Genomic DNA, 26,627 nt, shown 5'->3' on the forward strand with positions numbered 1-26,627 from the left:
GCCGGCAGCGGCGGCTCAGGCGTGCCGCCGGTGCGCCGGGCTTTCTGCGCCCGGACTATACTGCGCCATCGCCCGCACCGGCGCAAGCCCGGTGTGGGTTGTACGGGCTCGGCCGTGCAGCTCGCGCGGTCTTGCCGCAAAGCAGAACAACATCCACGACTCAACACAGACAGGGGGTAGCATGCCAACAACCTGGATCATCGCGGCCAATGCGGGCCGTGCGCGCATCTTCGCCGATACCGGTCCCGCCGAACCGTTGCAGGAAGTCGAAGACATGGTCAATTCCGTCATGCGCATGCGCACGACCGAGACCGTCACCGACCGGCTGGGGCCGACCGCGGCCGCCGGCAGCAGCCACAACATCGGCGGCAACGAGGCGGCGGGCTTCGCCCACAACGCCAAGGCCGGCGCGCCCAACAAGCAGTACCAGCCGGCCCAGACGCCCGCCGAGCACGAAGCCGAGAAGTTCGCCAAGGACGTCTCCCACTATCTGCTGGAAGCGCACCAGCAGGGCCGCTACCAGCGCCTGGTGATCTCGGCCTCGCCGCAATTCCTCGGCACCCTGCGCGCCAACGTCGACCCGCAGGTCAAGGCCCTGATCAAGTCCGAATTCAACAAGGACTATACTCACTGCAACGCGCAGGAACTGCGCCAGCAGTTGCAGACCCAGCAGGAGAAAGCCAACGGCTAGGGCGGCGCGCTGCCGGCCCAGGGCCAGCCTGCGGGCTGGCCCTTTTTCGTGGCGCCGCCCGGTTCAGGTGCCGGTGGCCGCGACCGGGCCGTGGCAGATGCGGTTGCGGCCGGATTCCTTGGCCTGGTAGAGCATGGCGTCGGCGCGCAGGAAGAGTTCGTTCTCGCTGCGGTATTCCGGGTAGGCGGCCAGCCCGCCGCTGAAGGAGAAGTGGCGCAGATCGCCGGGGCCGACTTCGAAAGGAATGGCGCCGAAGGCGCGGCGCATCGCGTCCAGGCGCCGCCAGGCGCCGTCGAGCGTGCAGTCGCGCAGCACCACCACGAATTCCTCGCCGCCGAAGCGGCTCAGCAGGTCGCCCTCTTCCATGTGGCTGGCCAGGGTCAGCGACAGGCGCTTGATGACGATGTCGCCGAAGTGGTGGCCCCAGGTGTCGTTGATGGTCTTGAACTTGTCGATGTCGACCACGCCCAGGGCCAGCACCCGCCCCTCGCGCCCGGCCTGGCGGATCAGTTCCCGGGTCTTCTTCTGCAGCCCCACCTTGTTGAGCAGGCCGGTGGCGCGGTCCTTGCCGATCAGGTCGCGGTTGACCCGGATCTTGCTGGCGCGGTTGACCAGCTGTGCCGTCACCAGCGCGGGCTCGGGCCCCTGCACCAGGGCGTCGAAGCCGCTGCCGAGCGCGCGCCCGGCCAGGCCGGGATCGGCGCGGCGCTGCAGCAAGAGGATTTCGCGCACCGGATCGGCTTCGATGTTTTTCTTGAGCACGCGCACCAGGGCCTCGCTGCGCTCGTACTCGAGGTCGCCGATCAGGACGATCTCGGGCTGGACTTCCTTCACCTTCAGGTGCAGGGTCATCGGGTCGGCATGGAGGATCACCTCGACCTGCTCGGCCGCCAGCGCGGCGGCGTCGAGGGCGGCGGCCTCGCCCAGGCAGACCAGGCGCAACAGGTCGCCGCGTTTTTTCTGGACGAACAGAGTGAACAGCTTGTCGACCAGCATGTCGTTGGCGATCGGCTTTTCCGCGTAGGCCAGGCAATTGCTGTCGACCAGGCGCTGCTGCAGCAGGAAACGCTCTCCCTGGCGCGCCGACTGCAGGTAGACATAGCTCTGGCTGGAAGGCAGACGCTGCAAGAGCTCGCCCAGCATCAGGGTCTTGCGGCTGTCGCCCAGGTCGGACTGCATGTTGTGCAGGGCGTCGAGATCGATCACGAACAGGCTGCTGCCGGTGTCGCCCTCGATCGCCGCGACGAACTTGCTCAGCTCACTGAAGAAACGGAAGTCGAAATCGTACTTATGCGCGTGCAACTGCAGCTCAGCATGGTTATCTTTGATAAAGAAGTTCTGCGACAACAGCAGTACGCGGTTCCTGTAAAGCGGTGCTTCACTTGTCATGTCTGATCGGCTTTCGTCATCATGCTTTCGGAGGAGCCTCCGTGCGCTGTAGAAGCATGCCGATCAATGCAGATGAACGCAAGAGAAACCGCGTTGAATACCTAAGTGAGCACAAAGAGTTTCTGTGTGGCATTTTTCGACGCCGATCATGGCTAGCTCGGCATGCATGGCATCATGGCCCCCTCTCATCAACGGATGCGAACCATGAAAATGCGTAAGAAGTCGGCGCTTCCGACCAAGATATGCGCATGCTGTGGCTTGCCGTTTACCTGGCGCAAGAAGTGGGAACGCGACTGGGAGCAGGTCAAGTATTGCTCGGAGCGCTGCCGGCGGCTCGGGCCTGCGCCACAGGCGGGTTCCACGCGCCGTGCATGAAATCGCGGCGGTGTATGGACGCCATGGTCGAGTTGGCAGATAGTGCCCATATGCAAAATCCTCTGCTGACCATGCCACAGACATTTTTCTCGCCCGGGTCGCTGCACTTTCAGGGCAATCTGAGCGGCGCCGCCGCTGCCGAAGGCCCTCCCCTGATCCTCAGCGCGCCGGCAGACCGCCATCCCGCCGACGCGCCCTTCGTCTTCACGTTCAGCGAGCCGATCCAGGTCGTTGGCGGCACCCTCCTCGTACGCGGCCCGGACGGCATCCTGTTCTCCGAAAACCTGACGGGCAATCCCAAGGTGAAGGTGGACGGCGCAACGCTGAGCTTCACACTGCCCATGCGCCTTGCCTATGCCACCAATTACCGGATCGAGATCAGCGCCGACGCCATCCGCGACCTGGACGGCAATGCCGTGCGGCCAGGCTCCTCCCTCTCGTTCAGCTTCCAATCCGGGCTGAGCCCGGTAGCACTGCACTACAGCGGCAACAGCAGCGACGAGATCGTCAACGGCAGTGACTTGGCCGACACGGTCGATGCCGCGGGCGGCGAGGATAGTGTGTACGGCTGGGGCGGAAACGACACACTGCGCGGAGGCGACGAGGTCGCGGAAGTGGGCAGCACCGGTGATCGTCTCTACGGCGGCGCCGGTGACGACCTCGTCGAAGGCAACGACGGCAATGACTACCTTGAAGGCGAGGACGGCGACGACCGGCTCTACGGCGGCAGTGGCAACGATCACCTAAGGGGCGGCAACGGCAACGACCTGGTCGATGGCGGCGCCGGCAACGACACGCTGTATGCAGACCGTGGTGACAATATCCTCCTGGGCGGCGAAGGCGACGACGTGCTGAAGAGCGACAGTCAGGCGACGGGCAGCATGGACGGCGGCGCCGGCAACGACAGGATGGAAGGCTTCGCCGGCGTCGATTACAAGGGTGGCGACGGCGACGATGCCATCGAGGTCGACCTGTACGCTGTCGACCTGTCCGAGGCGGCCGCCACCACGATCAGCGGCGGTGGCGGCATGGACCGGATCGAACTGCAATTCTACCTGCAGTCCAAGGCCACGGTGAGCGGCGGCGCCGGCAGCGACAGCTTCGTGCTGAAGGCGCCTACCAGCGGCGCCCGCGACACGGCCGTGGTGCTGAGCGATTTCGTGGCCGGCGCAGAAGGCGAACAGATCGATGTTCGCGAGCTGTGGATCATGCGCGCGGGCGGCAATCCCTTCACCGACGGCCGCCTGCGACTGCTGGCTGCGGGAGGCGACACCCTGCTGCAGATGCGCGAGACCGCCCAGTCCCCTTACGTCACCCTGCTGCGTCTGACCGGCGTGGCGCCGGAGCAGCTAACCAGCGCGAATTTCACCGGCGGCTACGATCCCCGGGGCAGCACCACTGGACTCAGCCTCACCGGCACGAACGGCAACGACACCCTGCGCGGCGGCAGCCTGGACGACACCATCCTTGGCCTGGCGGGCAACGACAGGATCGAGGGCGGCGCGGGGAACGACACCATCGAAGGCGGTGACGGCAACGACACCCTGTTCGGCGACCAGGGCAACAATATCCTGCGCGGAGGCGATGGCAAGGACACCTTATATGCGACCCACCCCGGGACCAACCTGCTCGAAGGCGGCGCTGGCGACGATTATCTGCGCGGCGGCGAAGGCGCCGATACGCTGCGCGGTGGCGACGGCAACGACGAACTGTTCGCCGACGGCTACGGCACCGCGGGCCCGCGCACCGTGACGCTCGACGGCGGAGCCGGCAACGATCTGCTGCGCGTTAACATGATCATGGGTGAGGTGAACATCAACCTGAGCGGCGGCGCAGGCGCGGACGTGTTCGCCATCTCGGCCACCAACCTGAAGCTGGCGATCACCGACTTTTCCGCGGATGACAAGCTGGACCTGAAAGGCGTCCTTCCGCTTGCCCTGTCGGGCAATGCCTTCGGCGCCAGCGGCTACCTGCGGCTGGTTCAGGACGGCGCCGACACCCGCGTCGAGGTCGACCGCGACGGCGCCGCAGGCTCGGTCCATGGCTTCGCGCCTGTGCTCCTGCTCAGGAATGTCGCCGCCGCGACGCTGGGCAGCGCGCATTTCGTGGGTGGCTACGATCCCAGCGGGGCCAGCGGCGGCGTGCGCCTGACCGGCACCGCCGGCAACGATATCCTGGACGGCGACGCGCTCGACGACATCATCGACGGCGGCGACGGCGCTGACCGCATCCAGGGTCGTGCCGGCAACGACGTCCTGAACGGGGGCGACGAGAGCCTGGCCGGCGCCGGCGATACCATCTCGGGCGGCTTGGGCAAGGATACGATCCGTGGCGGCGCCGGTAACGACCAGTTGCGTGGCGACGAGGACGACGATCAGCTCTACGGCGATGCCGGGGTGGACAGGCTGGAAGGCGGCGACGGCAAGGACCTGCTCGATGGCGGCGACGGCGATGACGTATTGAGCGACGACAGCGGAGCCAACGTCATGCGTGGCGGCGCCGGCAACGACCAGCTCTCCAATCCCGGCCATAACGGCTATGCGAATGGCGCCGGCTCGCTGCTGGATGGCGGCGACGGCGATGACACGATCGGCGCCGGCGCGGCGGCCGTGAGCCGCGTCGTGGGCGGCAACGGCAATGACCGGATCGAAGTCTACATCGGCTCCCTGAGACAAGGCGCGTCGATGGACATCGACGCGGGCTCCGGGGACGATCGTGTGATCTTCGTGGGACAGAACCTGCTGAATCAGGTGCTGCTGGTGCGCGCGCGTGGCGGGGCGGGAAGCGATACCCACGGCACGACCAGCGAAGCCACAGGATTCAGCCTCGTCGTCGAAGACTTCCAGACCGGCGCTGGTGGCGACCTGGTCGAGATCTATCCGATGCTGAGCGATCGCCCGCAGGACAATCCCTTCGGCGCCGGCTATGCCAGGCTGGTCCAGGACGGCAGCCGCGTGCTGCTCCAGATCGACACCGATGGCGCGGCAAACGGCGAGTCCTTCGCCACCCGTATCGCATTCGAGAATACCGTGGTGAGCGCCTTCACCAGCGCCAACTTCGTGGGCGGCCTGCAGCCGGACGGCTCGGCCACGGGTCAAACCCTCACCGGTGGGCCGGGCAAGGACATGCTGACCGGCGGTCCGCTCGACGACCTCCTGCGGGGCGGAGGGGGCGCCGACATCCTGATCGGCAATGAGGGCAAGGACCAGCTCTACGGCGAGGGCGATGCCGACATCCTCGACGGCGGCAACGGCGACGACCAGCTCGACGGCGGCGCAGGGGCCGATGAGTTGCGTGGCGGCGCCGGCAATGACCTGTTGCGCGGCGGCGATGGCGACGATCTGCTGCGCGACGAGAGCGGCGACGACCAGATGTGGGGCGGCGATGGCAGGGACCAGCTCTACGTCAGGTCGGGCGGGTCCGTCAGCCTGTTCGGCGAAGGCGGCAATGATATCCTCGACGCCACCGCGGGCAGTGGCCTGCTGGACGGTGGAAGCGGCGACGACAGGATCCGCGTGAACAGCGGCTACGGCCGCGACAGCGCGCGGTACCAGGTGAGCGGCGGCGCCGGCAACGACCTGGTCCAGCTGATGCAGGGCAGTGTCGGCTCCACGCTGAACGTGATCGCCGCCGGCGGCGCCGGGGTCGACACCTACCTGCTGGAGTCGCGCCTGCCTGGCGGCATCCTGACCATCACCGACTTCGCCGCCGGCGCCGGCGGCGATCTGCTGAACGTGTCGGCGCTGGTCAGCGGTCCGGCCGGCAACCCGTTCGCGCCCGGCGCCAGCCTGCGTCTGGAGCAACGCGGCGCGGATACCGTGCTGCGCGTGCGTTCCGCCGATGGCGGCAGTTTCGATGACGCCATCGTCCTCAAGGACACCACCCTGCCCCAGCTCACCGCCGCCAACTTCGTGCATCACTTCAATCCCGACGGTTCCAGCACCGGGCTGATCGCCACTGGCGGCGCCGCAGGCGAGCGCATGGCGGGCGGCTGGCTGAACGACCGCCTCGACGGCGGCGCCGGCAACGACACGCTGATCGGCGCGATGGGCGACGATCTGCTGCAAGGCGGGGACGGCGACGACCTGCTGAATGGCGACCTGATCGACATCGTCGCCGGGGAACCCTGGCTGCTGCCATGGAACGGCGACCGCACCGGCCACGACCGCCTCGAAGGCGGCGCCGGCAACGACACCCTGGTCAGCACCTGGGGCGACGACGTCCTGCTGGGCGGGACCGGCGACGACAGCCTGGCCGTCAGCGGCCATCCCTACCCGGTCCAGGGTCGCGGACAACTCGCGCAGCTCGACGGCGGCGAGGGAAACGACAGGCTGAGCGTCGGCATCGGCCCCCAGACCGCCGCCGCCGTCAAGCTGACCGGCGGCGCCGGCAGCGACACCTTCGTCCTGACCGGACAGCCGGATGGCAGCAGCACGGTCACGATCGAAGATTTCCGGACCGGCGCGGGCGGCGACGTGCTCGACGTGTTCGGGATCATCCGCTACCACCAGGCCTCGCCCTTCAGCGCCGGCTACATCCGTGTCGAGCAGCGCGGCGCCGACACCGTGGTGCAGTTCGACCGCGACGCGAAAGAGGCCTTCCACGGCTTCAGCGACCTGGTCACCCTCAAGAACGTCGCGATTTCCCAGCTGACGCCGGATAACATGCGCTATGGCTATCTGCCGGACACCGTGCTCAAGCCCGGGGTGGAGCGCCGGGCCGGCGACGGCGGCGAGCGGATCGCGGGCACGGCCGACAACGACCTGCTGGTGGGCGGCGCAGGCCGGGACCTGCTGAGCGGCGGCGCCGGCAACGACCAGCTGCTCGGCGGCGCCGGACTGGACACCGCGATCTTCGATGGCAGGCGCGCCGACTACGTCCTGCAGCAGATCACCTTCGGCACGATGGTGGCCCACCTGCGCGGCGGCGTACACGACGGCGTCGACCGCGTGGACGAGGTCGAGCGCCTGCGTTTCGCCGATGGCAACCTGGCCCTCGACACCGAGGGCGTGGCCGGCCAGGCCTACCGCATCTACCGCGCCGCCTTCGACCGCAGCCCCGACGAGGGTGGGCTGGGCTTCTGGATCGCCGCCATGGACGGCGGCGCCAGCCTGGCCACGGTGGCCGCAGGGTTCGCGGGCTCGCGCGAGTTCCGCGACCTGTACGGCAGCGCGCCCGCCAACGAGGAGATCGTCATGCGGCTGTACCAGAACATCCTGCACCGCGCGCCCGAGCAGGCCGGCTACGACTACTGGCTGGAACGCCTGACCAAGGGAGAGACCGACCTGACCGGACTGCTGGTCGCCTTCAGCGAAAGCGTCGAGAACCAGAACGGCACCGCCCAGCTGATCGCGAACGGCATTGCCTACCAGCCCTACGGCGGCTAGCCGGCGTATGTTAGCGGCAACACAACACGGACTGTTGTGTTGCCGCCTCAGTTATTTCGCCACGACATTCCATTTGGCCGCATAATCGATGCAGTTCAGTCAATGCGTCCACACGATGTTCCGCTGTCCCGCCCCTCACCCGCCCGCAACGTCCCGGTCTCCCGGCAGGGAAACGGCATGACCACCAAGGTGCCGACCCGCGTCTCGCGCCTGTACGAGGTGATGGACCTGATGCTCGACTCGGTCGCGGACCCGCTGCCGCTCGACAGCCTGGCCGCCTCGGCCAGCTATTCGAGCTTCCACTTCGACCGCATCTTCCGCGAACTGACCGGCTTTTCAGCCGTCGAATACCAGCGCAAGCGCCGCCTGCGGCGCGCCGCCCACCTGCTGCGCCACGAGCCGGACGTGGCGGTCGGGCGCATCGCCCAGGACTGCGGCTTTCCCTGCAACGCCGCCTTCGCCAAGGCCTTCAAGCAGCAGTTCGGGATGTCGGCCAAGAACTGGCGCGACGGCGGCTGGCGCGAATACATGGACGCCCAGGTCGGGCGCGAGAGCGACGTCAGCTTCTTCGTCGCCGAGCCGGACAACCTGGAAGTGATCCTCGCCCCCTACAGCCCGCCCGAGCCGGGCAGCATCGCGGCGCGCATCGCCGTGCGCCAGCTGCCGGCGGTGGCCCTGCGCTACCAGCGCTTCTTCGGCCAGTCCGGCACCGCGCTCTCGGTCGCCTGCAACAGCTTCATCTGCGAGCGCGAGCGCGCCGGCATGGCTCCCGGCACGCCCTGGTACGGGGTGTTCGACGAAGACCCCGGCTTCACCGGCGAGCGCGAATACTGCTACGACTTCGGCTTCGCCAGCGAGGCGCCCGAGCCCCAGCTCGGGATGCGCGTGCTGCCGGCCGGCACCTACGCGGTGCTGGAATTCAGCCAGGAGTGGCCGCGCTTTCGCTCCATGTACGAGGACTGGCTGGACCGCCAGGCCGTGTGGCGCCTGGACAGCACCCGTCCCCACATCCAGAAGGTGGCGCGCGAAGCGGCCGATGGGCCGCGGGCCGGCCAGTGGCAGGGCTGGCTGGCCCTGCCGATCAAGAAGCGCTAGGCGCCTCGGCGGGCGTCATCCGCATGAAGCGGCTCAGCACCAGCACCGGCAGCGCCGCCACCAGCACCCACAGGAAGAAGTTGCGGTAGCCCAGGGCGCCCTGGATGTCGCCGCTCACCACCTTGAACAGCACGAAGCCGAGCTGCATGAAGCCGGTGCCCAGCGCATAGTGGGCGGTCTGGTAGCGGCCGCTGGCCACCACCTGCATGATGAACAGGGTCACGCCCACGAAACCGAAGCCATAGCCGAACATTTCCAGCCCGAGGGCCCCGGAAATCAGGGCCAGCGAACTGGGCTGGGCTTCGCTCAGGTACCAGAACACCGCGTTGGGCAGGTTCATGGCCAGGATCAGCCAGGGCATGGCGCGCCGCAGGCTCAGCCAGGCCGTGAAATAGCCGCCCGCGATGCTGCCCAGCAGGAAGGCGGCGGTGCCCACGGTGCCGTAGGCGAAACCCACTTCGGCGGTGCTCAGGCCCAGGCCCCCGACTTCGCGCGCGTCGCGCAGGAACAGCGGGCCGATCGACTGGATCTGCCCTTCCCCGGCGCGGAAAAGGATGATGAACAGGATCGCCACCCAGATCCCGGGCTTGGCGAAGAAGGTGCGGATCACGTCCGCCAAAGTGGCGGCGATCCCGCCCATCCCGCCCTGGCTGGCAGAGCGGTCGCCCGGCCCCGCCGGCAGCGCGCGCAGGTGGTAGAGGCCGAGCAGCACCAGCAGGCCGCCCAGCAGGGCGAACACCGTGGTCCAGGCCAGTTCGGCGCCGATCCGGTCTTCCAGGTAGCCGGCCAGGATCAGGAGGCCGCCCAGCGACAGGAACTTGGCGGCGTTGAAGAAGGCTCCCTGCCAGCCGGCGTAGGCGGCCTGCTCGCGCGCGCTCAGGTTGGCGATGTAGATGCCGTCGGCCACGATGTCGTGGGTGCTGGACGCCAGCGCCACCACCGCCAGCAGGGCGATGCAGACGGCGAACCAGGCCGGCAGCTGCAGCGCCAGCGCGACCGCGCCCAGGCTGGCGCCGCCCAGCAGCTGCAGGCCGACCACCGCCAGGCGCTTGCTGGGCGCCAGTTCCAGGAAAGGACTCCACAAGGCCTTGAAGGCCCAGGCCAGGCCGATGGCGCCGGTCCAGCGCGCGATCTGGTCGTTCGGCACCCCCATGCTCTTGAGCATCTGGCCGGCCACCAGGGCCACGGCGTAGAAGGGCAGGCCCTGGGCCAGGTAGAGGCTCGGCACCCAGGCCAGCGGGTGGCGCCGGCGGGGCGCCGCCGCGGCGGCGGTCGCGGAGGGCGTGTCCGCCCCGAGGGGCGAGGTATCGTGCATGGCGGTCATGGCGTATCCAGGATCAGGCTGACGATGCGGCTGCGCCGCCCGCGGGTGTCGAAGCTGGCGATGCGGAAGCGGCTGCCCGGCGCCAGCGGCACCGGCGCTTGGTAGCGCGGCCCGCTCGCGCTCGGCTCGGAACCGTCGACAGTGTAATGCAGGGCCAGGCCCGGCAGGGCGACATTGGCGTGGGCCGCGCCGTCCTGCAGCGCCACCCCGGGCGGCGGCAGGCGGTAGCGGTAGGGCTCGGGCGCGCGGTCCAGGCGCGGCAGCTCGCGCCGCGCCAGGCGGTTGGCGAATTCGTTCCAGTCGCGCTCGATGGCGGCGGCGCGCTGCGCCTCGTCGGCGACGTGCTGCCAGCCGGGGTCGGGCGACCAGGCCCGTTCGGCCAGCGCAATCAGGCGCGGCAAGGCCAGGTAGTCGATGCGGCCGGCGTCGACCGCGTTCTCGCCCCACAACTGCCCCTGCAGGCCGGCGATGCGCTCCTTGCCCGCGGCGTCGAGCGGCTGCATGGCGGCGAGCACGCGCGGATCGAGCGGCCGTCCGAGCGGATCGAGGTCGGCGGTCACGCGCACGTCCAGCGGACAGAAGGCGAATGCGTGGCGGGTCTCGACGAAGCCGGCCCAGTAATAGCCCGGCTCCTCGGGATGCTTGGCATAGGCCAGGTCGAAATACAGGTTGGCGGCATTGGCCAGCACCACGCGGTAGCCGGCGTTGGCCAGGCGGTAGGCGCAGTCCTCCTGGCCCGAGCCCCAGGCGTTGTTCCACACGTAGGCATGGAAGTCCGGCCCGGCGAAGCGCGGATTGGGCCGCATGCCCTCCCCTGTCACCTCGACCAGCGCGGTCTCTTCCCAGCCGGCGAAGCCCAGGCCGTGGCGCGCCAGGATGGCGCGGCAGCGCGCCACGAAGTCGTCGTGCAGCTGGTCGATGCGGGTCCAGCCCTCCCGCTCCATCTTGGCCCGGCACAGGGGCGAGCCGAGCCAGGCCCCGGCCGGCACTTCGTCGCCGCCGGTGTGGATCACGCGCAGCGGCGCGCCGGCCTCGCGGTAGAGCGCGCACACCTCGCCGACCACGGTATCGATGAAGCGGTCGACCGAGGGCAGCGCGATGCAGATCACGTTGTCGTGCCAGAGCTGGACCGATTCGTACTCGGAGCGGTCGTCAGGATCGCTGAGCAGGTATTCCTCGGCGCCGGCGCGGTCTCCGGCCGCCAGCAGGCGCTCGTAGCGGGCGCGCATCGCCACCACGGCGGCGCGCGCATGGCCGGGCATGTTGAACTCGGGGATCACCTCGATGTGGCGCGCGTGGGCGTGGCGCAGGATGGCGACGAATTCCTCGGCGCTGTAGAAGCCGGTGCCGGCCGAGCCTTCGATGCGGGCGCCGGAGCCGTACGAGGGCGGCAGGCAGGACGCGCCCACGCCGCGGCGCGAGCCGATCGCGGTCAGCTCGGGCAGCGCGGCGATCGCCAGGCGCCAGCCTTCGTCGTCGGTGAGATGGAAATGGAAGCGGTTGAGCTTGTAGGCCGCCATGCAGTCGAGCAGGCGCAGCACCGTGGCCACGCTGGAAAAATGGCGCGCCACGTCGAGCATCATGCCGCGATAGGCAAAGCGCGGGGCGTCCAGCACCTGCCCGAGCGGCAGGCTGCCGTCCGGCCCTAGCAGCTGGGCCAGGGTCTGCAGGCCGTTGAAGACGCCGTGGGCGCTGCGCCCGCGCACGCACACGCGGCGCGCCCCGATCTCGAGTTCGTAGGCTTCCTCGCTGGGGTCCTCGAGCGCCACCGCGCCGAGCCGCAGCTCGACCCCGGCCTCGCCCGGCGGACCGTCCGGCAACGCGGCCAGCATGGCCGACAGCAGCGCCGCCTCGCGGCCGAGGGAGGCGTCGTGCACCAGCGGGGCGCCGGGCGACAGGCGGCAGGTGGCGCCGCCCAGGCGCGCGTGGACCGGGCGCGGCGTGATGCGCCCGATCTCGTCCTCCGGCAACTGGCGCAGGCCGGCGTTGCGGCGGTGGCGCCGCGCCGCGTCCTCGGTCGGCAGCAGGTCGTAGCTGGTGCGCATGCGCTGCTCGGGGCGGGCGAAGGGCGCGATGCGGGGGTCGCCCAGGTCGATCGCTTCTCCCTCGGCCGTCACCAGGTGAAAGCCCAGCGGCGCGTCGGTGACGCTGATCGCCCAGTGCAGGCAATCGTAGTCGATCACATGGCGCTGGCCGGGCAGCCAGGGGCCGCCGTCCGGCATGCCCAGGCGGCACAGGTCGCCGTTCAGGTGTTCGATCGCGTAGCCGGGCGTGGCGCTGGCGGCCAGCGGCTTGCGCGCGGTGTTGAAATACAGGCGCCAGCCGGGGGCGATGGCGGCGTCGGACACATTGGCCAGCACCAGGCGCGCGCGGAAACGGTCGTCGCGCGCGGTATTGGTCAGGCATTCCCAGGACACGGCGACCGGCGCCGCGCCGGGGCGCGAGGATGGCTCAGGGATCGGCTTCATTGGATGTGGCGTTGCTGCGGGACGGCGCCCCGCGGTGGCGGCGGAGGCGCCGCGCCGGCCCCCTGGGGCCGGACGCGGCGCAGGGGATCACAGCTTGCCGCGCAGGCCGAGATAGAAGGTGCGGCCGTTGGAGTAGAACGCGCGCGGGCGGTCCTCATTCTCGGCGTACATCCGGATCGTCTCGTTGCTGAGGTTGAGCGCGTCGAAGGTGAGGGTCAGGCGTTCGGTCAGCTTGACGTTGACCGAGGCCGTCAAGTTCTTCATGCCGGCCACGTGCTGGCTGGCGCCGCGGTCCACGCCCACCTTGTAGCGCGAGCGGTAGTTGTAGGCCAGGCGCGCCGAGAAACGCTCGTTCTCGTAGTAGCCGGTGACGTTCCAGGTGTTCCTCGAGGAGTTCAGCAGCTCGCCGCCGTCATCCAGCTCGCCGTCGGCGTGGGTGTAGTTCACCAGGGTGCCGAAGTTGCCGAAGAAGGGCTGCTGCCAGCTCGTCTCGATGCCCTTGTTGCTGCCGGTGGTGTTGTAGGGCGAGGTGATCTGGTAGGTCGCCAGCGCCGAGCGCTTGTTGTTGTAGTAGGTGCCGGTCGAGGTGCCCTGGGCCACGATGGAGCGGAAGTCCATGTAGAAGAAGCCGGCCGACAGCAGGGCCTTGGGCGCGTAGTACCACTCGGCGCCGAGGTCGAAGTTCACCGAGCGCACCGGGTCCAGGTTGACGTTGCCGCCGCTGCCGCTCAGGGCGTCGTCGTTGAGCGAGACCGAGCCGCCCAGCGCGCTGTAGTCGGGGCGCGCGATGGTCTTGGCCAGCGCGGTGCGCAGCACCAGGTCGGAGCGCAGGTCGTACTTGAGGTTCAGGCTCGGCAGGTAGTCGCGGTAGCTGCGCTTGTAGGTGGTCGGGGTATAGGGACCGAAGGCCGAGCCGGTGATCGGGTTGGGACCGCCCGGCAGGTTGACGATGGTGGTCTGGCGCGTCTCGACCGCGCGCAGGCCGACGTTGCCGCTCCAGTTGTCGCCGCCGAAGTCGACCATGCCGTACACGGCGGCGGTCTTCTCGCCGACCTCGAACTCGTCCAGCCAGTTGTGGCGCAGGGTGTAGTCGAGCAGGCGGTTGCCCGGCACCGCGCCCCAGGCGCCGAGGGCCGCGCCGTCGTACTTGAAGTAGTTGGCCGACAGGTTGCCGCCCAGGTCCTTGGCGAAATCCTTCGGGTACATCTGGCCGTTCCAGGCGGGGCCCGGGTTGGTGAAGCCCACCGGGCCCGGACGCGTCTCGAGCGGGTGCTCGGCGGTGCGGTGGTGGTCGGCCCAGCGCAGGCCGAAGCGGAAGGTCTGGAGCACCGGATGGTCGAGGCGCAACTGGCCGTCGACCTGGGCATAGTTTTCCTGGTCGACCGACTGGGCGTCGCCGCCGCCGGCCCAGGCGGTGCTGAGCGGCGAGGTGGTGTTCCCGCCCGGGTAGCTAACGGTGGCAGGGGCCAGGCCGTTGAGGGCGTAGTTCATGCCGCCGTCGACGTTGTTTTGGTAGAAGACATCGTTGTAGTCCCAGCCCTTGCCGCGCGTGCGGCCGGCCTTGCCCGACAGGGTCAGGCGGTCGTTGACGCGCCACTTGCCGTTCAGGTCGAGGTACCAGGATTCGCCGCCGGCTTCCGGGCGATAGATGTTGTCGACCTCGCCCGCGTTGCGGGTGAAGCTGGCCGCCACCAGGGTGCCGTTGCGCACCACGGCGTTGGTCGGCACCAGGTTCAGGCTGTTGACCGAGTTGGCCGGCGCGGCCAGCCAGTTGGTGTTCTGGTGCGGCGCTTCGAGCTTGGAATAGAAGCCGTTCAGGTCCAGGCTGACGCCGGCGGAGGGGCGCAGCTCGATGTCGAAGGAGCCGCCCTCGCGCTTCTTGGTCTGCTCGAACAGGGTGGCGCCGATGAAGGTCGGGACCACCACGCCGCGCAGCGCGGGGTTGGCGGCGACCGCCGCGCTGGTCGGGCTGATCGGGGTGTAGCCCAGGATCTCCTGGCCGTCGCGGCGCACGCTGGCCTTCTCCGAGAAGCCCTGCAGCAGCACGCCGAAGGTGCTGGCGGCGTTCTTCCACGCCACCAGGCCCGACAGATGGGGCTCGGTTTCCTCGGACAGGTCGTTGTAGTTGGCCTGCACCGAGGCTTCCAGGGTGAGCGGCTGGCGGAAGTCGAGCGGACGGCGGGTGATGACGTTGATGGCGCCCGAGACGCCGCCTTCGACCAGGTCGGCGGTGGGGCTCTTCTGCACCACGATCGAACCCACCAGTTCGGAGGGCAGCAGCGAGAAGCTGCTGGAGCGGCCGACGCCGCCGCCGATCTGGTTCAGCACGAACCAGTCGCCGGTGCTGATCGCATGGCCGTTGAACAGGGTCTGCTGCAGGCTGGGGCTGGTGCCGCGCAGGCTGACGCGGTCGTTCTCGCCGAAGCCGCCCTCGCCGCCGGCGGAGGACTGGGTGTTCACGCCGGGCAGGCGCTGGATGGCGTCGGCCACGTTCTTGTCGGGCATCTTGCCGATGTCTTCGGCGGTCACGACTTCGACCACCGCGTCGGCGTTGCGCTTCTGGCGCAGCGACTGTTCGAGGGCGGCGCGCACGCCGGTCACCACCACCGTCTGGGCCTCGCCGACCTGCTCCTGCGCCCAGCCCTGACCCGAAGCCGCCGCGCACATCCCCACCGCCACCGCGATCGCGGTCCGCTTGTACTGCCGTGCCATCCCTTGGTTCATGTGTTCTCCAAAACGTCGATATGGTTCTTTTCCGGCCGGCGGCCGCGCGGGCGCATCCGGGCATCGTTTGTTCTCTTGGTGGGACGCATTGTGGCGGCAGTTGGCGGCGCATGTTTGTCAAATCTTGCTATCCCGATTACATGCGCGGGTGGGGTGTGTCATTGGTGCACGGGGGTGAGGAAGCGTCTAAACGCCCGCAAAGTGACTGTTATCGTTGACCCGTAAACGTCGTTCCGGCGAAGGCCGGAACCCAAGTTCGTCGAGCAGCCGATCTGCACGCAAACTTGGGTTCCGGCCTTCGCCGGAACGACATTCAAACGCTAACTAAAACAACACTAGACGGGGAACGGCACGCGTTCGACCGCGCGTTTGAGCGCGTCGAAGCAATCGGGATCGAGCGCGCTGCCGACGGTCTTCGCCATCATCTCCAGCGCCTGCGGAATCGGAATCGCCCCGCGATACGGACGCTCGGCGGTGATCGCGTCGAAGATGTCGGCGGTGGTGATGATGCGGGTCTCGAGGCGGATCGCCTCCCCCGACAGGCCGCGCGGATAGCCACCGCCGTCCAGGCGCTCGTGATGGCTGCCGGCGATCGTCGCCAGTTCGGCGAACGCGGCGATGCGCCCCAGGATGGTCTCGGTGAACTCGGCGTGCAGGCGCACCGCCGCCCATTCGTCGCGGTCGAGCGCGCCCGCCTTGTCCAGCACGCTGTTGCTGACGCCCAGCTTGCCCACGTCGTGCAGCAGCGCGCCGCGCTTGAGCCAGCGGCGCCGCTGCGCGTCCAGCCCGAGCGCCTCGCCGATCATGTCGGTGTACAGCGCCACGCGCGCGCTGTGGCCGCTCGTATAGGGACTCTTGGCGTCGACCACCTGGCCGAAGGCGGTGGCGATGTCGTCCAGGTAGTCGTCGTCCAGCGCCACCTCGCGCCCGGCCGGCTCGAGCGCGAACACGGCGGCGTCGATGCCGGGCGAAGCCAGGGTGTCCCAGAAATCCTCCTCGCCCGCGACCTCCTCGAAGGCCGCCACCAGGCGCGGATCGAACCAGGTGCCGGCGCGCCCGCGCGCTTCGCGCAGCGCCGCCGTGCGGCCGTCGGCGGCGTGGAACACGTCGACCACCTGGGCCAGCAGGGCGATGCGGGAATACACCGGAATCGCTTCGCCCGCCAGCTGCGCCGGCTTGCCCTTGCCGTTGTAGTGCTCGTCGAGCGAATAGATGCCGGCCGCCACCCCATCGGAGAAGCGCAGCAGGCGCGCGATCTCGGCGCCGCGCTGGCAGCGGGTGGCGATCAGGCCCTGGGCGATCGCGGGACCGTCCTTCAGGATCGTCATCACGCTGCGGAAGCGCTCGGCCAGCCCCGCCTTCAGCCCGGTATGGCTCAGCACGAAGGACAGCACCTGGGGCAGGCTGTCGCCCACGGTCTTGAAGTCGCGCTTGAATTCGAGGTCGTCGGTGAGGTACAGCTCGCAGATGCGGGCCGCGTTGCTGGAACAGCCCAGGTCCTTGAGCAGCAGGGTGTAGTAGAGCTCCCACATCTGGTCCTGCGGCAGGCCGATGGCCGCGCCGACGTGCATGCCGATCCAGCAGCTGCGCACGCAATGCCCGGGCGGCTGGCCCTCGGTGATGTCGAGCGCATAGCTGAGCGCGCCGATCAGTTCGGACAGCTTCATGGCGCTGGGCGACAGCGCGTCGGTGGGGGCCGCGACCAGTTTCATGGCGTCATTCCTGAATGCAATATCAATTGATTCTACGCCATAAAACACCGCAAGCCAGCTTTCGCCGCCGCCGGTGCGGCAAGCGCGCCACACCCGGTCCGCGTCTGCATCCGGCGCATCGTGCGCCGCCGCCGCCCCGTTTCAGTAGACTGGTCCGGCGAACCGGACAGCCAGGAGGCACCATGCTCGAATCGACCAACGGCAGCTCGACCTCGGTCTGGATGGACACCGCCGAGGTGCCCGTCTTCCCGCCCCAGCAGGGCGAACTCGACACCGAGGTGTGCGTGATCGGCGCCGGCATCGCCGGCCTCACCACCGCTTACCTGCTGGCGCGCGAAGGGCGCGAGGTGGTGCTGATCGACGCCCTCGGCATCGGCGCCGGCGAGACCGGCCGCACCACCGCCCACCTGTTCCCGCCGGACGAATGGTACAGCTTCATCGAGCAGCGCTTCGGCGCCGACCAGGCGCGCCTGGTGGCCGACAGCTATGCGCGCGCGATCGACGCGGTGGAAGGCATCGTGCGCGAGGAAGGCATCGAATGCGCCTTCGAGCGCCTCGACGGCTATCTCTATGCCCTGCCCGGCAATGGCTTCCAGGACCTGGCTGCCGAACAGCAGAGCGCCGCGCGCGCCGGGGTGCCGGCCGAACTGCTGGCGCGCGTGCCCGGCCTGCCCTTCGACACCGGCCCCTGCGTGCGCTACCCCGGCCAGGCCCAGTTCCATCCGCTCAACTACCTCGCCGGGCTGGCGCGCGCCTTCGTGCGGCGCGGCGGCCGCATCCACGGCGCGACCCACGCCCACCGCATCCGCGGCGACCACCAGCGCCAGGTGGTGTCGACCGCCGGCGGCGAGATCCGCGCCCGGGCGGTGGTGGTGGCCACCCACACCCCCTTCAACGACCGCGTGGTGATGCACACCAAGCAGGCCGGCTACCGCACCTACGTGGTGGGCCTGCGCGTGCCGCGCGGATCGGTGCCGCGCATCCTGCTATGGGACACGGGCGATCCCTACTACTACATCCGGCTCGAGACGCCCGAGGCGTCCCTCGACCACGACATCCTGATCGTCGGCGGCGCCGACCACAAGACCGGCCAGGACGACCACCCGCAGCACCGCTACGATGAGATCGAGCGCTGGACCCGCGAACGCTTCCCGATGGCCCAGGAGACCCTGTACCGCTGGTCGGGCGAAGTGATGGAGCCTTCCGACGGCCTGGCCTACCTGGGCCGCAACCCGATGGACGAGGACAACGTCTATCTGATCACGGGCGACTCCGGCAACGGCATGACCCACTGCACCATCGGCGCCCTGGTGGTGAGCGACCTCGTGATGGGCAGGCCGAATCCCTGGAGCGCGCTCTACGACCCTTCGCGCAAGCCGCTGCACGGCATGGGCGAGTTCGCCAAAGAGCAGGCCAACGTGATGGCGCGCTACGGCGAATGGCTGACCGGCGGCGACGTCGACTCGGTGCAGGAAATCGCGGCCGGCGAAGGCGCGGTGGTGCGCGACGGCCTGCGCCGCATCGCGGTCTACCGCGATCCGCAAGGCGCGCTGCATGCGCTCTCGGCCAAGTGCACCCATCTGGGCTGCGCGGTGCACTGGAATGCGGCGGAGCGCTCCTGGGATTGCCCCTGCCACGCCTCGCGCTTCGACATCGAGGGGCAGGTGCTGCACGGGCCGGCCCCGACGCCGCTGGAGAAGGTCGAGCTGGCGCCCGAGCCCGCGCCGCGTCCGGCGGGCACGCGCAACGGGGTGCGCAGGCCGATGCGCTGAGCCGCGCGCTGGGCGAGGCCGGGGGCGTGTCACCCTGTTGTCATCTTCCCTACAGCGGAAGCTCGCGCGCACCCTTTTGGCGTTTCATTTCCTACAAAGAAACGTTGTTTGTGCGCAAAATTGGTGCACAGAAATAGACACTTTCCTCTAAATCCGGATACTTGTCATATCCGCCCGGCCACAAGCCGGCTGGCGCGACCGCGCCATTTCATCTGCGCACCCCTACCCCCGCCTGCGCTCGTACCCCATGCCGCTCCCCAGCGGCCTGCATCATTGAGGAATTTGCCATGACACTCCAGAAAATGAAGATCGGTCCCTTGCTCGCCCTCGGCTTTTCGGCAGTCCTGCTGCTGATGCTGCTGCTGGTCGGGATCGGCATCGCGAAAATGCACACGATCGGCGGCATGACCAGCGCCCTGACCGGCGAAGGCATCCGCAAGTCCAACCTGCTGCAGGAGTGGAAGAGCATCATCGAAGTCAACGCGGCGCGCACCATCGCGGTGGCCAAGTCCACCGATCCCGCCACCGACAAATTCTTCCTCGACGCCATCGCCGCCGGTTCCAAGCGCGCCGACGCGCTCCAGAAGGAAGTGAAGGAGATCCTGGCCGCGGACGCCGAGGGCACCCGCCTGTTCGAAGGCATCGTGGCCGCGCGCGAAGCCTATCGCAACGCGCGCCAGCAGGCCTTCAAGCACAAGGCGGATGGCAAGCTCGACGAGGCGACGCGTTTCTTCGAAACCGACATGCTGCCGCGCGTGAACGACTACATCGGCAGCCTGGACAAGCTGGTCGCCTACCAGAAGGCCGCCGTGACCGCGGAAGCAGCTGCCATCGACCACGAGTTCGACACCAGCCGCAACGCCCAGCTGGGCCTGACCCTGTTCGCGCTGGCTACCGGCGCCGTGTTCGCCTGGCTGATCGCGCGCGCCATTACCGTGCCTTTGCAGGAAGCGCTGCAGGTCGCGCGCACCGTCGCCTCGGGTAACCTGGGCAGCAAGATCGAAGTCCGCGGCGCGAACGAAACCGGCCAGCTGATGGGCGCCCTGAAGGACATGAACGACAGCCTGCGCGGCATCGTCGACCGGGTGCGCAGCGGCACCGAGACCATCGCCAGCGCCTCGCACCAGATCGCCGGCGGCAACCTCGAGCTGTCCTCGCGCACCGAGCAGCAGGCCAGCAGCCTGGAGGAGACCGCATCGGCGATGGAAGAGCTGACCGCGACCGTGAAGCAGAACGCCGAGCACGCCAGTCACGCGAACACGCTGGCGCTCGACGCCTCGCAGGTCGCCGCGCGCGGTGGCGCCACGGTGGGCAAGGTGGTGGAGACCATGGCCGACATCAGCGCCGCCTCGCTGCGCATCAACGACATCGTGGCCGTGATCGACGGCATCGCCTTCCAGACCAACATCCTGGCGCTCAACGCCGCGGTCGAGGCGGCGCGCGCCGGCGAGCAGGGCCGCGGCTTCGCGGTGGTGGCCTCGGAGGTGCGCGCGCTGGCCCAGCGTTCGGCCAGCGCCGCCAAGGAGATCAAGGTCCTGATCGGCGACTCGACCGGCAAGGTGCAGGAAGGCAGCCGCCTGGTTGGCGAGGCCGGCGCCACGATGCGCGACATCGTCGGCGCGATCGAGCGCGTGGCCGGCATCATGTCCGAGATCGCGGCCGCCAGCGGCGAGCAGTCGACCGGCATCGAGCAGGTGAACCTGGCGGTGGCCCAGATGGACCAGGTGACCCAGCAGAACGCCGCCCTGGTCGAAGAGGCTGCCGCCGCGTCGGACGCCCTGAACGAACAGGCGCGCACGCTCTCGCAGCTGGTGGGCACCTTCCACCTCGAGCCCGTCGAAGGGCGCGCCCTGCCGCCCGTTCCCGAGCGCCGGCTCCTGGCTGCCTGAGGCCCAAAGAAAAACACCAGGTCCGTGGACCTGGTGTCGCGAGGATGGCGGCCCGTGAGGCCGCCATTTTTTCGCCCCGAACTTAGTAGCCGCGGCCGGTGGTGCCGCCGCCGGTGCCGCCGCTGGTGGTGCTGCTGCCGGTCCCGGTACCGGTCCCCGAGCTGCCCGAGGTGCCGGTGCCGGCGCCACCCATCGAGCCGCTGGTGGTGCCGCTGGTGCCGCCGGAGCCGCTGGTGCCCATCGAGCCGCTGCTGCCGGCGCCGGTGGTGCCGGTCGAGCCCGACGAGCCGCTGGTCCCCATGTTGCCGGTCGAGCCGCTCGAACCGGTGCCGGTCGACATGCCCGAACCGCTCGAGCCGCTGGTGCCGGTACCCATGGTGCCGGTCGAGCCGCTGGTGCCGCTCGAACCGCTCACACCGCTACCGCCCGAGGTGCTCGAACCGGTCATGCCGCTCGCGCCGGAGGAGCCGCTGGAGCCGGTTTGCGGCTCGCTCGAGTTACCGGTGGCGGTGCGGCCGGCTTCCATGCCGGAGCCGGTGCTACCCTGCGAACCGCTCCAGCCGCTCTGGCTGGAACCGCTTTGGCCGCTCATGTCGCTGGAACCGCTCTGGCCGCTCGTACCGCTCTGGCCGCTCATGCCGCTCGAACCGCTGGTGCTGCCCGAGTGCTTCTTGGACTTCTTGTCGTGCTTTTGCGAGCTGCCGGTCGCGCTCGAGGACGAGCTGCCGCTGCTCTGGTCGTTCATGCTGGAACCGCTCTGCGAGCTGCCGGTGGCGGTGCTGCCGCTCTGGCCGGAGGTGCTGCTCGACTGGGCGTGGACGGCGGTGGCGCCGAACATGGCGGCGGCGACAGACGCGCCGAGGAGGGCTTTCAGAAGCTTATTCGTTTTCATGGCTATCTCCTAAACTATTTTCGGGGCTTAAAACTCAACAATATCAATGAGATACGTGAGTCATGTGGTTCCGAGTGTAGTAAGAGCCATGCGCAAGGGGCGCACGGTAGCCCGATGGAAATTTGACAAGATCGTAGACGGACTCAAGGCCCGGTGGCGCGGACGGCCTGGGCAGACAGGGTGCCGAGTTCCGTGTACAGCGGCAGGATGTTGTTCTTGTCGTCGGGATAGACCCGGTTAGACAGGAACACGTAAAAGCTGTTCGACGACGGATCGATCCATAGGATGCAGCCGGTAAATCCGGTATGTCCATAACTGCCGAGCGGATAGATGCCGCCGCGCGGCCGCTTGGCATAGGGCGAGTCGATGTCCATGCCCATGCCGCGCAGGGACTCGATGCCGGGCGGGGTCTGCACCGTGGTGAGCAGGCGCACGCTGTCGCGGCCGAGCACGCGCACACCGTCCAGCTCGCCGCCATTGAGGAGCATGCGCGCATAGCGGGCGACGTCGCGCGCGGTCGAGAACACGCCGGCCGAGCCGGCCACGCCGCCCATGCGCCGCACGGTAGGGTCGTGCACCACGCCGCGCAGCAGCTGGCCCGGCGCGAGGTCGCCGTGCAGGCCTTCCGGCCCGCCCTTCTGGGTCGGCGCGATCGCTTCCGCCCGCACCCGCGCCAGCGGCAGGTAGCCGGTGTCGCGCATGCCCAGCGGCCCGAAGATGCGGCGGCGCGCGAAGTCCTGGAGCGGCATGCCGGACACGCGCTGCACCAGTTGGCCCAGCAGGATGTAGTTGATGTCGGAGTAGCGGAAGTAGCTGCCCGGCGCATGGGTCACCTGCTGGGCGCAGGCCAGCCCATGGGCCGCCGCGTCGCCGCGCCAGTCCGGTTTGGCCGGCAGGCCGGACGGCAGGCCCGACACGTGGGTCAGCAGGTGGCGCACCGTGATCGCCTCCTTGCCGCCGCCCGCGCAGTCGGGGAAGTAGCGCACCAGCGGCGCGTCCAGGTCGATGCGGCCCTCCTCGGCCAGCATCAGGACCGCCGGCGCGGTCACCAGCACCTTGGTGAGCGAGGCGGCGTCGAAGATGGTGTCCGGGGTGACCGGGGCAGCGTCTGCCTCGTCGCTGAACCGCCCGTAGGCGCGCTCGTAGACCGTCCCCGCCTGCTCCAGGCGATAGACGGCGCCGGGCAGCCTGCGCGCCGCCACCGCGTCCTCGACGGCGCGGTCGAGGGCGTGCAGCGGCGCCGTGTCGAAGCGCTCAGCGGCCACGGCGCGCTCCCGCTCCGGCAAGGCGGCGCAGCCGGCGGCCAGCAGCGACACGAGGGCAAGGGAAAGCGGCAGGCGGCGGAATCGGAACATGGCGGGCTCGCGGGCAGGTCCTGGACGGGCCGAGATGGCCCGGCGTCACGACCCAGGCATCATAAGGATGGGCCAGTCGAGGGTCAATCTTTACGCCCTGGCCGGCGCGCGCCGCAAAACGAGGCGCCCGCGCACGCGGTTTGTCGCAACGGCGTATCATCGCCCAATGATTCCTTTCTCGATACTCGACCTCTCCCCCATCGCAGAAGGCAGCGATGCGGCGGATTCCTTCCGGCGTTCCCTCGACCTCGCCCAGCACGGCGAGCGCTGGGGCTATCAACGCTTCTGGCTGGCGGAGCACCACGGCATGCCGGGTATCGCCAGCGCCGCCACGGCGGTGCTGATCGGCTACGTGGCCGGCGGCACCAACACCATCCGGGTCGGCGCCGGCGGCATCATGCTGCCCAACCATTCGCCGCTGGTGATCGCCGAGCAGTTCGGCACCTTGGCCTCGCTCTACCCGGGCCGGATCGACCTCGGCCTGGGCCGCGCGCCCGGTTCGGACCAGGTCACCGCGCGCGCCCTGCGCCGCAACCTGGCCTCCGATGCCGACGAGTTCCCGCAGGACGTGGTGGAGCTGATGGACTACTTCGCCGGCTCGACCCGGCGCCCGGTCCAGGCCGTGCCCGGCGCCGGCCTCGAGGTGCCGCTGTGGATCCTCGGCTCCAGCCTGTTCGGCGCCCAGCTCGCCGCCCACCTGGGCCTGCCTTATGCCTTCGCCTCGCACTTCGCACCCCAGATGATGATGCAGGCGATCGAACTCTACCGCGCAAGTTTCCGCCCATCCGCGCAGTTGGACAAGCCTTATGTGATGCTGGGGTATAACGTATTCGCCGCCGAGACCGACGAGGAGGCGCAATTCCTCGCCACCTCGATGCAGCAGGCCTTCGTCAACCTACGCAGCGGCCGGCCGACCAGGCTCAAGCCGCCGGTGCGCGGCTACCTGGAGGCGCTCGACCTGCCGGAACGCATGATGCTCGACAGCGTGCTGTCTTGCTCGGCCATCGGCTCGCCCGCCAGCGTGAAGACGCAGATGGAAGCCTTCATCGCGCGCACCCGTCCGGACGAGCTGATGATCACCTCGCAGATCTTCGACCACGCGGCGCGCCTGCGCTCCTACGAGATCACGGCCGAGATCCAGCGCGCCGGCTAGTCAGGCGTCGCCGGTCCCTGCCTGCAGCATGTCGATCAGGGTGCGCGTGGAGCGCACCCGTCCCATGCGCGGGAAGACCTGGCGGCAGGCAAAATGGTGGGCCTCGGCCTCCATGCTGCTCATCGCGTCCTCCGCGAACACCAGCGCATAGCCGCGATCAAAAGCCGCGCGCGCCGTCGATTCCACGCCAAAATTGGTGGCGATGCCGCACAGCACCAGGGTGTCGATGCCGCGCCGTCGCAGCAGCTGGTCGAGTTCGGTGCCGTAGAAAGCGCCCCACTGGCGCTTGACGATCACCACGTCGCCCGCCTCGACGCCGGCTTCCGGCGCCAGGCGCGAGGCCTCGGGCGCCGGCGCCGGCGCGCCCGCCGCGCGCAGCGGCGCATCGGCCGGCGGCGTGGGCAGTTCCTCCAGCAGCACGTGCACGTAGACCACCATCGCGCCGCGATTGCGCATTTCCTGGGCCAGCAGCACGCAGTTGCCGACCGTCTGTTCAGCGCTGTAGGGCGCCAGCTCGCGCTGGACGTTGCTGATCTGCAGATCGATCAGGACCAGCGCCGTGCGCGCCAGGTCGAACGGATGTTGATCCATGGGATGACTCCTCGAAGGCGACGATAGCGGGCAGTATCGCGGATGCCGGCATGCGGCGGCGCACGCGCACCTTCGCGGCCTGCGGGCCTACAATAGGCTCCTTGTCAACCGACCTGGAGCCGAGATGCGCCTGCGCCTGTCCACCTTCGCCCCCCTGCTACTGGCCGCCAGCCTGGCCCTGCTGTCCGGCTGCACCCTGCTCGCCACCGCCACCACCGCGCCCCTGCTCGACCGGCATGTTCCCAAGGACTACAGTGGGGTTGTCGCCGTGCGCAAGGACAGCCGCGCGCCGCTCGTGCTCGAGGCGCGCGGCCTCGCCCTGCGCGAGGAACGCCAGCCCAACACCAAGGAGACCCGCTTCATGATCGGCTCGGCCACCAAGTGGATCACGGCCGTCACCATGCTGCGCCTGGCCGACATGGGCAAGCTCGAGCTCGATGCACCGATCGCGCGCTACCTGCCCGAACTGCCGCCAGCGAACGGCGCGGTGACCCTGCGCCAGCTGCTGTCCCACCACAGCGGCATTCCGAACGGCTATGCGGCGGCCCTGGCCAAGGATCCGGCCACCAACCGGCTCGAAATCGGCCTGGTCGACGCGGCCCTGCGCTTCGGGGCGGGCGCGCCCACGGCAGCGCCCGGCGAGCGCTACGAGTATTCGGGCGCCAATTACATGCTGGCCGCCGCGGCGGTCGAGCGGGCCACCGGCAAGCCGTTCACGGAAGTGGTCGAGGAACTCGTGTTCGCCCCCGCCGGCGTGCGCGACACCAGCTTCGCCGAAACCGGCTACGAGGACGCGGTGGGCATGGCCGTCGGCTACAGCGCCGACGGCCAGCGCAAGACGCCGCCGGCCGCGCCGATGCTGGCGCCGACCGGCACCGTCTACAGCACCGCGCGCGACCTGGTCGACCTGATGGATGCGGTGTACCAGGGCAAGCTGCTGTCGGCGCGCAGCCTGCGCGAGCTGTCGACCGTGCATCATGCGCCCGAGCACTACGCCCTGGGCGGCCGCGTCCAGCCTCTGAACACGGACAAAGGCGCCCGCTCCCTGGCCTGGGAGGCGGGCGCCTTCGGCGGCTACAAGACCCTGATCGCCTACGATCCGGCGGACGGGCGCGCCGTGGTGCTGCTGAACAATGGCGACATGGCCCAGGACACCCTGGCCCCGATCGCCCAGGCCCTGGTCCGGAGATTGGATCGCTAGCGGTGGCGGTCCCGCAGCGCCAATACCAGTGCTGTGAGCGCGGCTGAACCAATGAACGCAAAGACCAGAAGATTGAACGCAGTCTCGACATTCATCCCCGGATCGAGGAAAACGATCAGGAGATAGAGAAATGCGACGAAGGAGAAGGCTACGCTCAGCGCAACGCAGGTAAGTTTCATGCGAATGGCTCCATGCTTGGACAATTAAATAGCTGTCCGGCCCGACTGCCGCCCGCTCGCATGACTTGCTCCACGAACGACGCGCAGTTGTGGATAAAGATTCCCCATAACCATGGTTTTACGATCAATTCATGCAGCTTTTCATGGGCGCCCTTAGGATTCGGCAGCCTGACAGCCCAACGCTGGAGTTCGCGTTTGCCGTTCTCGTTTAAGTAGCGCAAATAGTCGTTCTCATGCAGGAACTTCGGCTCTTTGTACACGCCGGCAATATGCACATACCAGCTCCAATTGGTACCAATGTGCAAAAGTGCGTGGCCGCAAAAGTTGCCCCCGTCACCTGAAACAATCACCGCACACACATGCTCGAAGTCCGACTCTTCGAGCGGGCAAACAAGCAAGCGATCGCCATCATAAGGCTGCGACATTTCGC

General features: G+C 68.8%; 18 protein-coding genes. 8 read left to right on the plus strand and 10 right to left on the minus strand.

What is annotated here, in order from left to right; genetic code table 11:
- The first annotated feature begins 181 nt into the window (after positions 1-181).
- A complete protein-coding gene (locus B0920_RS20530; protein WP_078034551.1) occupies positions 182-691 on the plus strand; it encodes a host attachment protein in 510 nt (169 codons plus the stop codon).
- Between the two features lie 63 nt (positions 692-754).
- On the opposite strand, the gene B0920_RS20535 is transcribed toward B0920_RS20530, so the two are convergent.
- A complete protein-coding gene (locus tag B0920_RS20535) occupies positions 755-1,993 on the minus strand; it encodes a GGDEF domain-containing protein (protein WP_229455841.1) in 1,239 nt (412 codons plus the stop codon).
- A gap of 291 nt (positions 1,994-2,284) precedes the next feature.
- Between B0920_RS20535 and B0920_RS25710 the strand changes: the two genes are divergently transcribed.
- The 3 genes from B0920_RS25710 (at position 2,285) to B0920_RS20545 (ending at position 8,937) form a co-directional block, all read left to right on the plus strand.
- Positions 2,285-2,455: a DUF2256 domain-containing protein gene (locus B0920_RS25710; protein WP_218669399.1), complete on the plus strand. Its 171-nt coding sequence runs from the start codon at positions 2,285-2,287 to the stop codon at positions 2,453-2,455.
- Between the two features lie 71 nt (positions 2,456-2,526).
- Positions 2,527-7,842, plus strand: coding sequence for a DUF4214 domain-containing protein (locus B0920_RS26315; protein WP_229455843.1), 5,316 nt, complete (start codon positions 2,527-2,529; stop codon positions 7,840-7,842).
- A gap of 177 nt (positions 7,843-8,019) precedes the next feature.
- Positions 8,020-8,937, plus strand: coding sequence for an AraC family transcriptional regulator (locus B0920_RS20545; RefSeq protein WP_078034554.1), 918 nt, complete (start codon positions 8,020-8,022; stop codon positions 8,935-8,937).
- Here the strand turns inward: B0920_RS20545 and B0920_RS20550 are convergent.
- The 4 genes from B0920_RS20550 to B0920_RS20565 all read right to left on the minus strand — a co-directional run bounded on the left by B0920_RS20550 (position 8,924) and on the right by B0920_RS20565 (position 17,165).
- On the minus strand, positions 8,924-10,261 hold the full coding sequence (locus B0920_RS20550; protein ID WP_229455846.1) for an MFS transporter: 1,338 nt from the start codon (positions 10,259-10,261) through the stop codon (positions 8,924-8,926). The two genes, B0920_RS20545 and B0920_RS20550, sit on opposite strands and share 14 nt — an antisense overlap.
- Positions 10,258-12,729, minus strand: coding sequence for a family 20 glycosylhydrolase (locus B0920_RS20555; protein ID WP_078034556.1), 2,472 nt, complete (start codon positions 12,727-12,729; stop codon positions 10,258-10,260). Before B0920_RS20555 ends, B0920_RS20550 begins: the two co-directional genes overlap by 4 nt.
- Before the next feature lie 87 nt (positions 12,730-12,816).
- A complete protein-coding gene (locus B0920_RS20560; protein ID WP_229455848.1) occupies positions 12,817-15,453 on the minus strand; it encodes a TonB-dependent receptor in 2,637 nt (878 codons plus the stop codon).
- 335 nt (positions 15,454-15,788) lie between these two features.
- Positions 15,789-17,165, minus strand: coding sequence for an HD-GYP domain-containing protein (locus B0920_RS20565; protein WP_078034557.1), 1,377 nt, complete (start codon positions 17,163-17,165; stop codon positions 15,789-15,791).
- 182 nt (positions 17,166-17,347) lie between these two features.
- Between B0920_RS20565 and B0920_RS20570 the strand changes: the two genes are divergently transcribed.
- A complete protein-coding gene (locus tag B0920_RS20570; RefSeq protein WP_078034558.1) occupies positions 17,348-18,937 on the plus strand; it encodes an FAD-dependent oxidoreductase in 1,590 nt (529 codons plus the stop codon).
- A gap of 287 nt (positions 18,938-19,224) precedes the next feature.
- Entirely contained in the window at positions 19,225-20,826 is a 1,602-nt protein-coding gene (locus B0920_RS20575) for a methyl-accepting chemotaxis protein (RefSeq protein ID WP_218669400.1), read from the plus strand.
- A gap of 82 nt (positions 20,827-20,908) precedes the next feature.
- On the opposite strand, the gene B0920_RS26070 is transcribed toward B0920_RS20575, so the two are convergent.
- Both B0920_RS26070 and B0920_RS20585 read right to left on the minus strand, forming a co-directional pair.
- Positions 20,909-21,718, minus strand: a complete 810-nt coding sequence (locus B0920_RS26070) for a hypothetical protein (RefSeq protein ID WP_179119258.1) — start codon at positions 21,716-21,718, stop codon at positions 20,909-20,911.
- Between the two features lie 143 nt (positions 21,719-21,861).
- Positions 21,862-23,073, minus strand: coding sequence for a serine hydrolase (locus tag B0920_RS20585; RefSeq protein WP_078034560.1), 1,212 nt, complete (start codon positions 23,071-23,073; stop codon positions 21,862-21,864).
- Between the two features lie 166 nt (positions 23,074-23,239).
- Between B0920_RS20585 and B0920_RS20590 the strand changes: the two genes are divergently transcribed.
- The gene (locus B0920_RS20590) at positions 23,240-24,226 is read left to right on the plus strand and encodes an LLM class flavin-dependent oxidoreductase (protein ID WP_078034561.1); all 987 of its coding nucleotides are present in this window, start codon (positions 23,240-23,242) and stop codon (positions 24,224-24,226) included.
- On the opposite strand, the gene B0920_RS20595 is transcribed toward B0920_RS20590, so the two are convergent.
- Complete coding sequence (locus B0920_RS20595; RefSeq protein WP_078034562.1) at positions 24,227-24,817, minus strand: isochorismatase family protein; 591 nt, start codon at positions 24,815-24,817, stop codon at positions 24,227-24,229.
- 124 nt (positions 24,818-24,941) lie between these two features.
- On the opposite strand from B0920_RS20595, the gene B0920_RS20600 reads away from it, so the two are divergent.
- Positions 24,942-26,018, plus strand: a complete 1,077-nt coding sequence (locus tag B0920_RS20600; protein WP_078034563.1) for a serine hydrolase — start codon at positions 24,942-24,944, stop codon at positions 26,016-26,018.
- Here the strand turns inward: B0920_RS20600 and B0920_RS20605 are convergent.
- Complete coding sequence (locus B0920_RS20605; RefSeq protein WP_078034564.1) at positions 26,015-26,197, minus strand: hypothetical protein; 183 nt, start codon at positions 26,195-26,197, stop codon at positions 26,015-26,017. The genes B0920_RS20600 and B0920_RS20605 overlap by 4 nt on opposite strands.
- Positions 26,194-26,622 (minus strand): hypothetical protein, encoded by a 429-nt coding sequence (locus B0920_RS25780; protein WP_143745860.1) that lies wholly within the window; start codon positions 26,620-26,622, stop codon positions 26,194-26,196. The genes B0920_RS20605 and B0920_RS25780 overlap by 4 nt, the downstream gene beginning before the upstream one ends.
- Positions 26,623-26,627: the final 5 nt, after the last annotated feature.

The sequence above is a fragment of the Massilia sp. KIM genome (assembly GCF_002007115.1).
In the GTDB taxonomy this organism is placed as follows: domain Bacteria; phylum Pseudomonadota; class Gammaproteobacteria; order Burkholderiales; family Burkholderiaceae_D; genus Telluria.

Coding starts and splice junctions, on each gene's coding strand:
- B0920_RS20595 (WP_078034562.1), bottom strand. CDS start 24,817: ATGGATCAACATCCGTTCGACCTGGCGCGCACGGCGCTGGTCCTGATC.
- B0920_RS20550 (WP_229455846.1), bottom strand. CDS start 10,261: ATGACCGCCATGCACGATACCTCGCCCCTCGGGGCGGACACGCCCTCC.
- B0920_RS25710 (WP_218669399.1), top strand. CDS start 2,285: ATGAAAATGCGTAAGAAGTCGGCGCTTCCGACCAAGATATGCGCATGC.
- B0920_RS20600 (WP_078034563.1), top strand. CDS start 24,942: ATGCGCCTGCGCCTGTCCACCTTCGCCCCCCTGCTACTGGCCGCCAGC.
- B0920_RS26070 (WP_179119258.1), bottom strand. CDS start 21,718: ATGAAAACGAATAAGCTTCTGAAAGCCCTCCTCGGCGCGTCTGTCGCC.
- B0920_RS20545 (WP_078034554.1), top strand. CDS start 8,020: ATGACCACCAAGGTGCCGACCCGCGTCTCGCGCCTGTACGAGGTGATG.
- B0920_RS20560 (WP_229455848.1), bottom strand. CDS start 15,453: ATGAACCAAGGGATGGCACGGCAGTACAAGCGGACCGCGATCGCGGTG.
- B0920_RS26315 (WP_229455843.1), top strand. CDS start 2,527: ATGCCACAGACATTTTTCTCGCCCGGGTCGCTGCACTTTCAGGGCAAT.
- B0920_RS20565 (WP_078034557.1), bottom strand. CDS start 17,165: ATGAAACTGGTCGCGGCCCCCACCGACGCGCTGTCGCCCAGCGCCATG.
- B0920_RS20555 (WP_078034556.1), bottom strand. CDS start 12,729: ATGAAGCCGATCCCTGAGCCATCCTCGCGCCCCGGCGCGGCGCCGGTC.
- B0920_RS25780 (WP_143745860.1), bottom strand. CDS start 26,622: ATGTCGCAGCCTTATGATGGCGATCGCTTGCTTGTTTGCCCGCTCGAA.
- B0920_RS20605 (WP_078034564.1), bottom strand. CDS start 26,197: ATGAAACTTACCTGCGTTGCGCTGAGCGTAGCCTTCTCCTTCGTCGCA.
- B0920_RS20570 (WP_078034558.1), top strand. CDS start 17,348: ATGCTCGAATCGACCAACGGCAGCTCGACCTCGGTCTGGATGGACACC.
- B0920_RS20530 (WP_078034551.1), top strand. CDS start 182: ATGCCAACAACCTGGATCATCGCGGCCAATGCGGGCCGTGCGCGCATC.
- B0920_RS20590 (WP_078034561.1), top strand. CDS start 23,240: ATGATTCCTTTCTCGATACTCGACCTCTCCCCCATCGCAGAAGGCAGC.
- B0920_RS20575 (WP_218669400.1), top strand. CDS start 19,225: ATGACACTCCAGAAAATGAAGATCGGTCCCTTGCTCGCCCTCGGCTTT.
- B0920_RS20585 (WP_078034560.1), bottom strand. CDS start 23,073: ATGTTCCGATTCCGCCGCCTGCCGCTTTCCCTTGCCCTCGTGTCGCTG.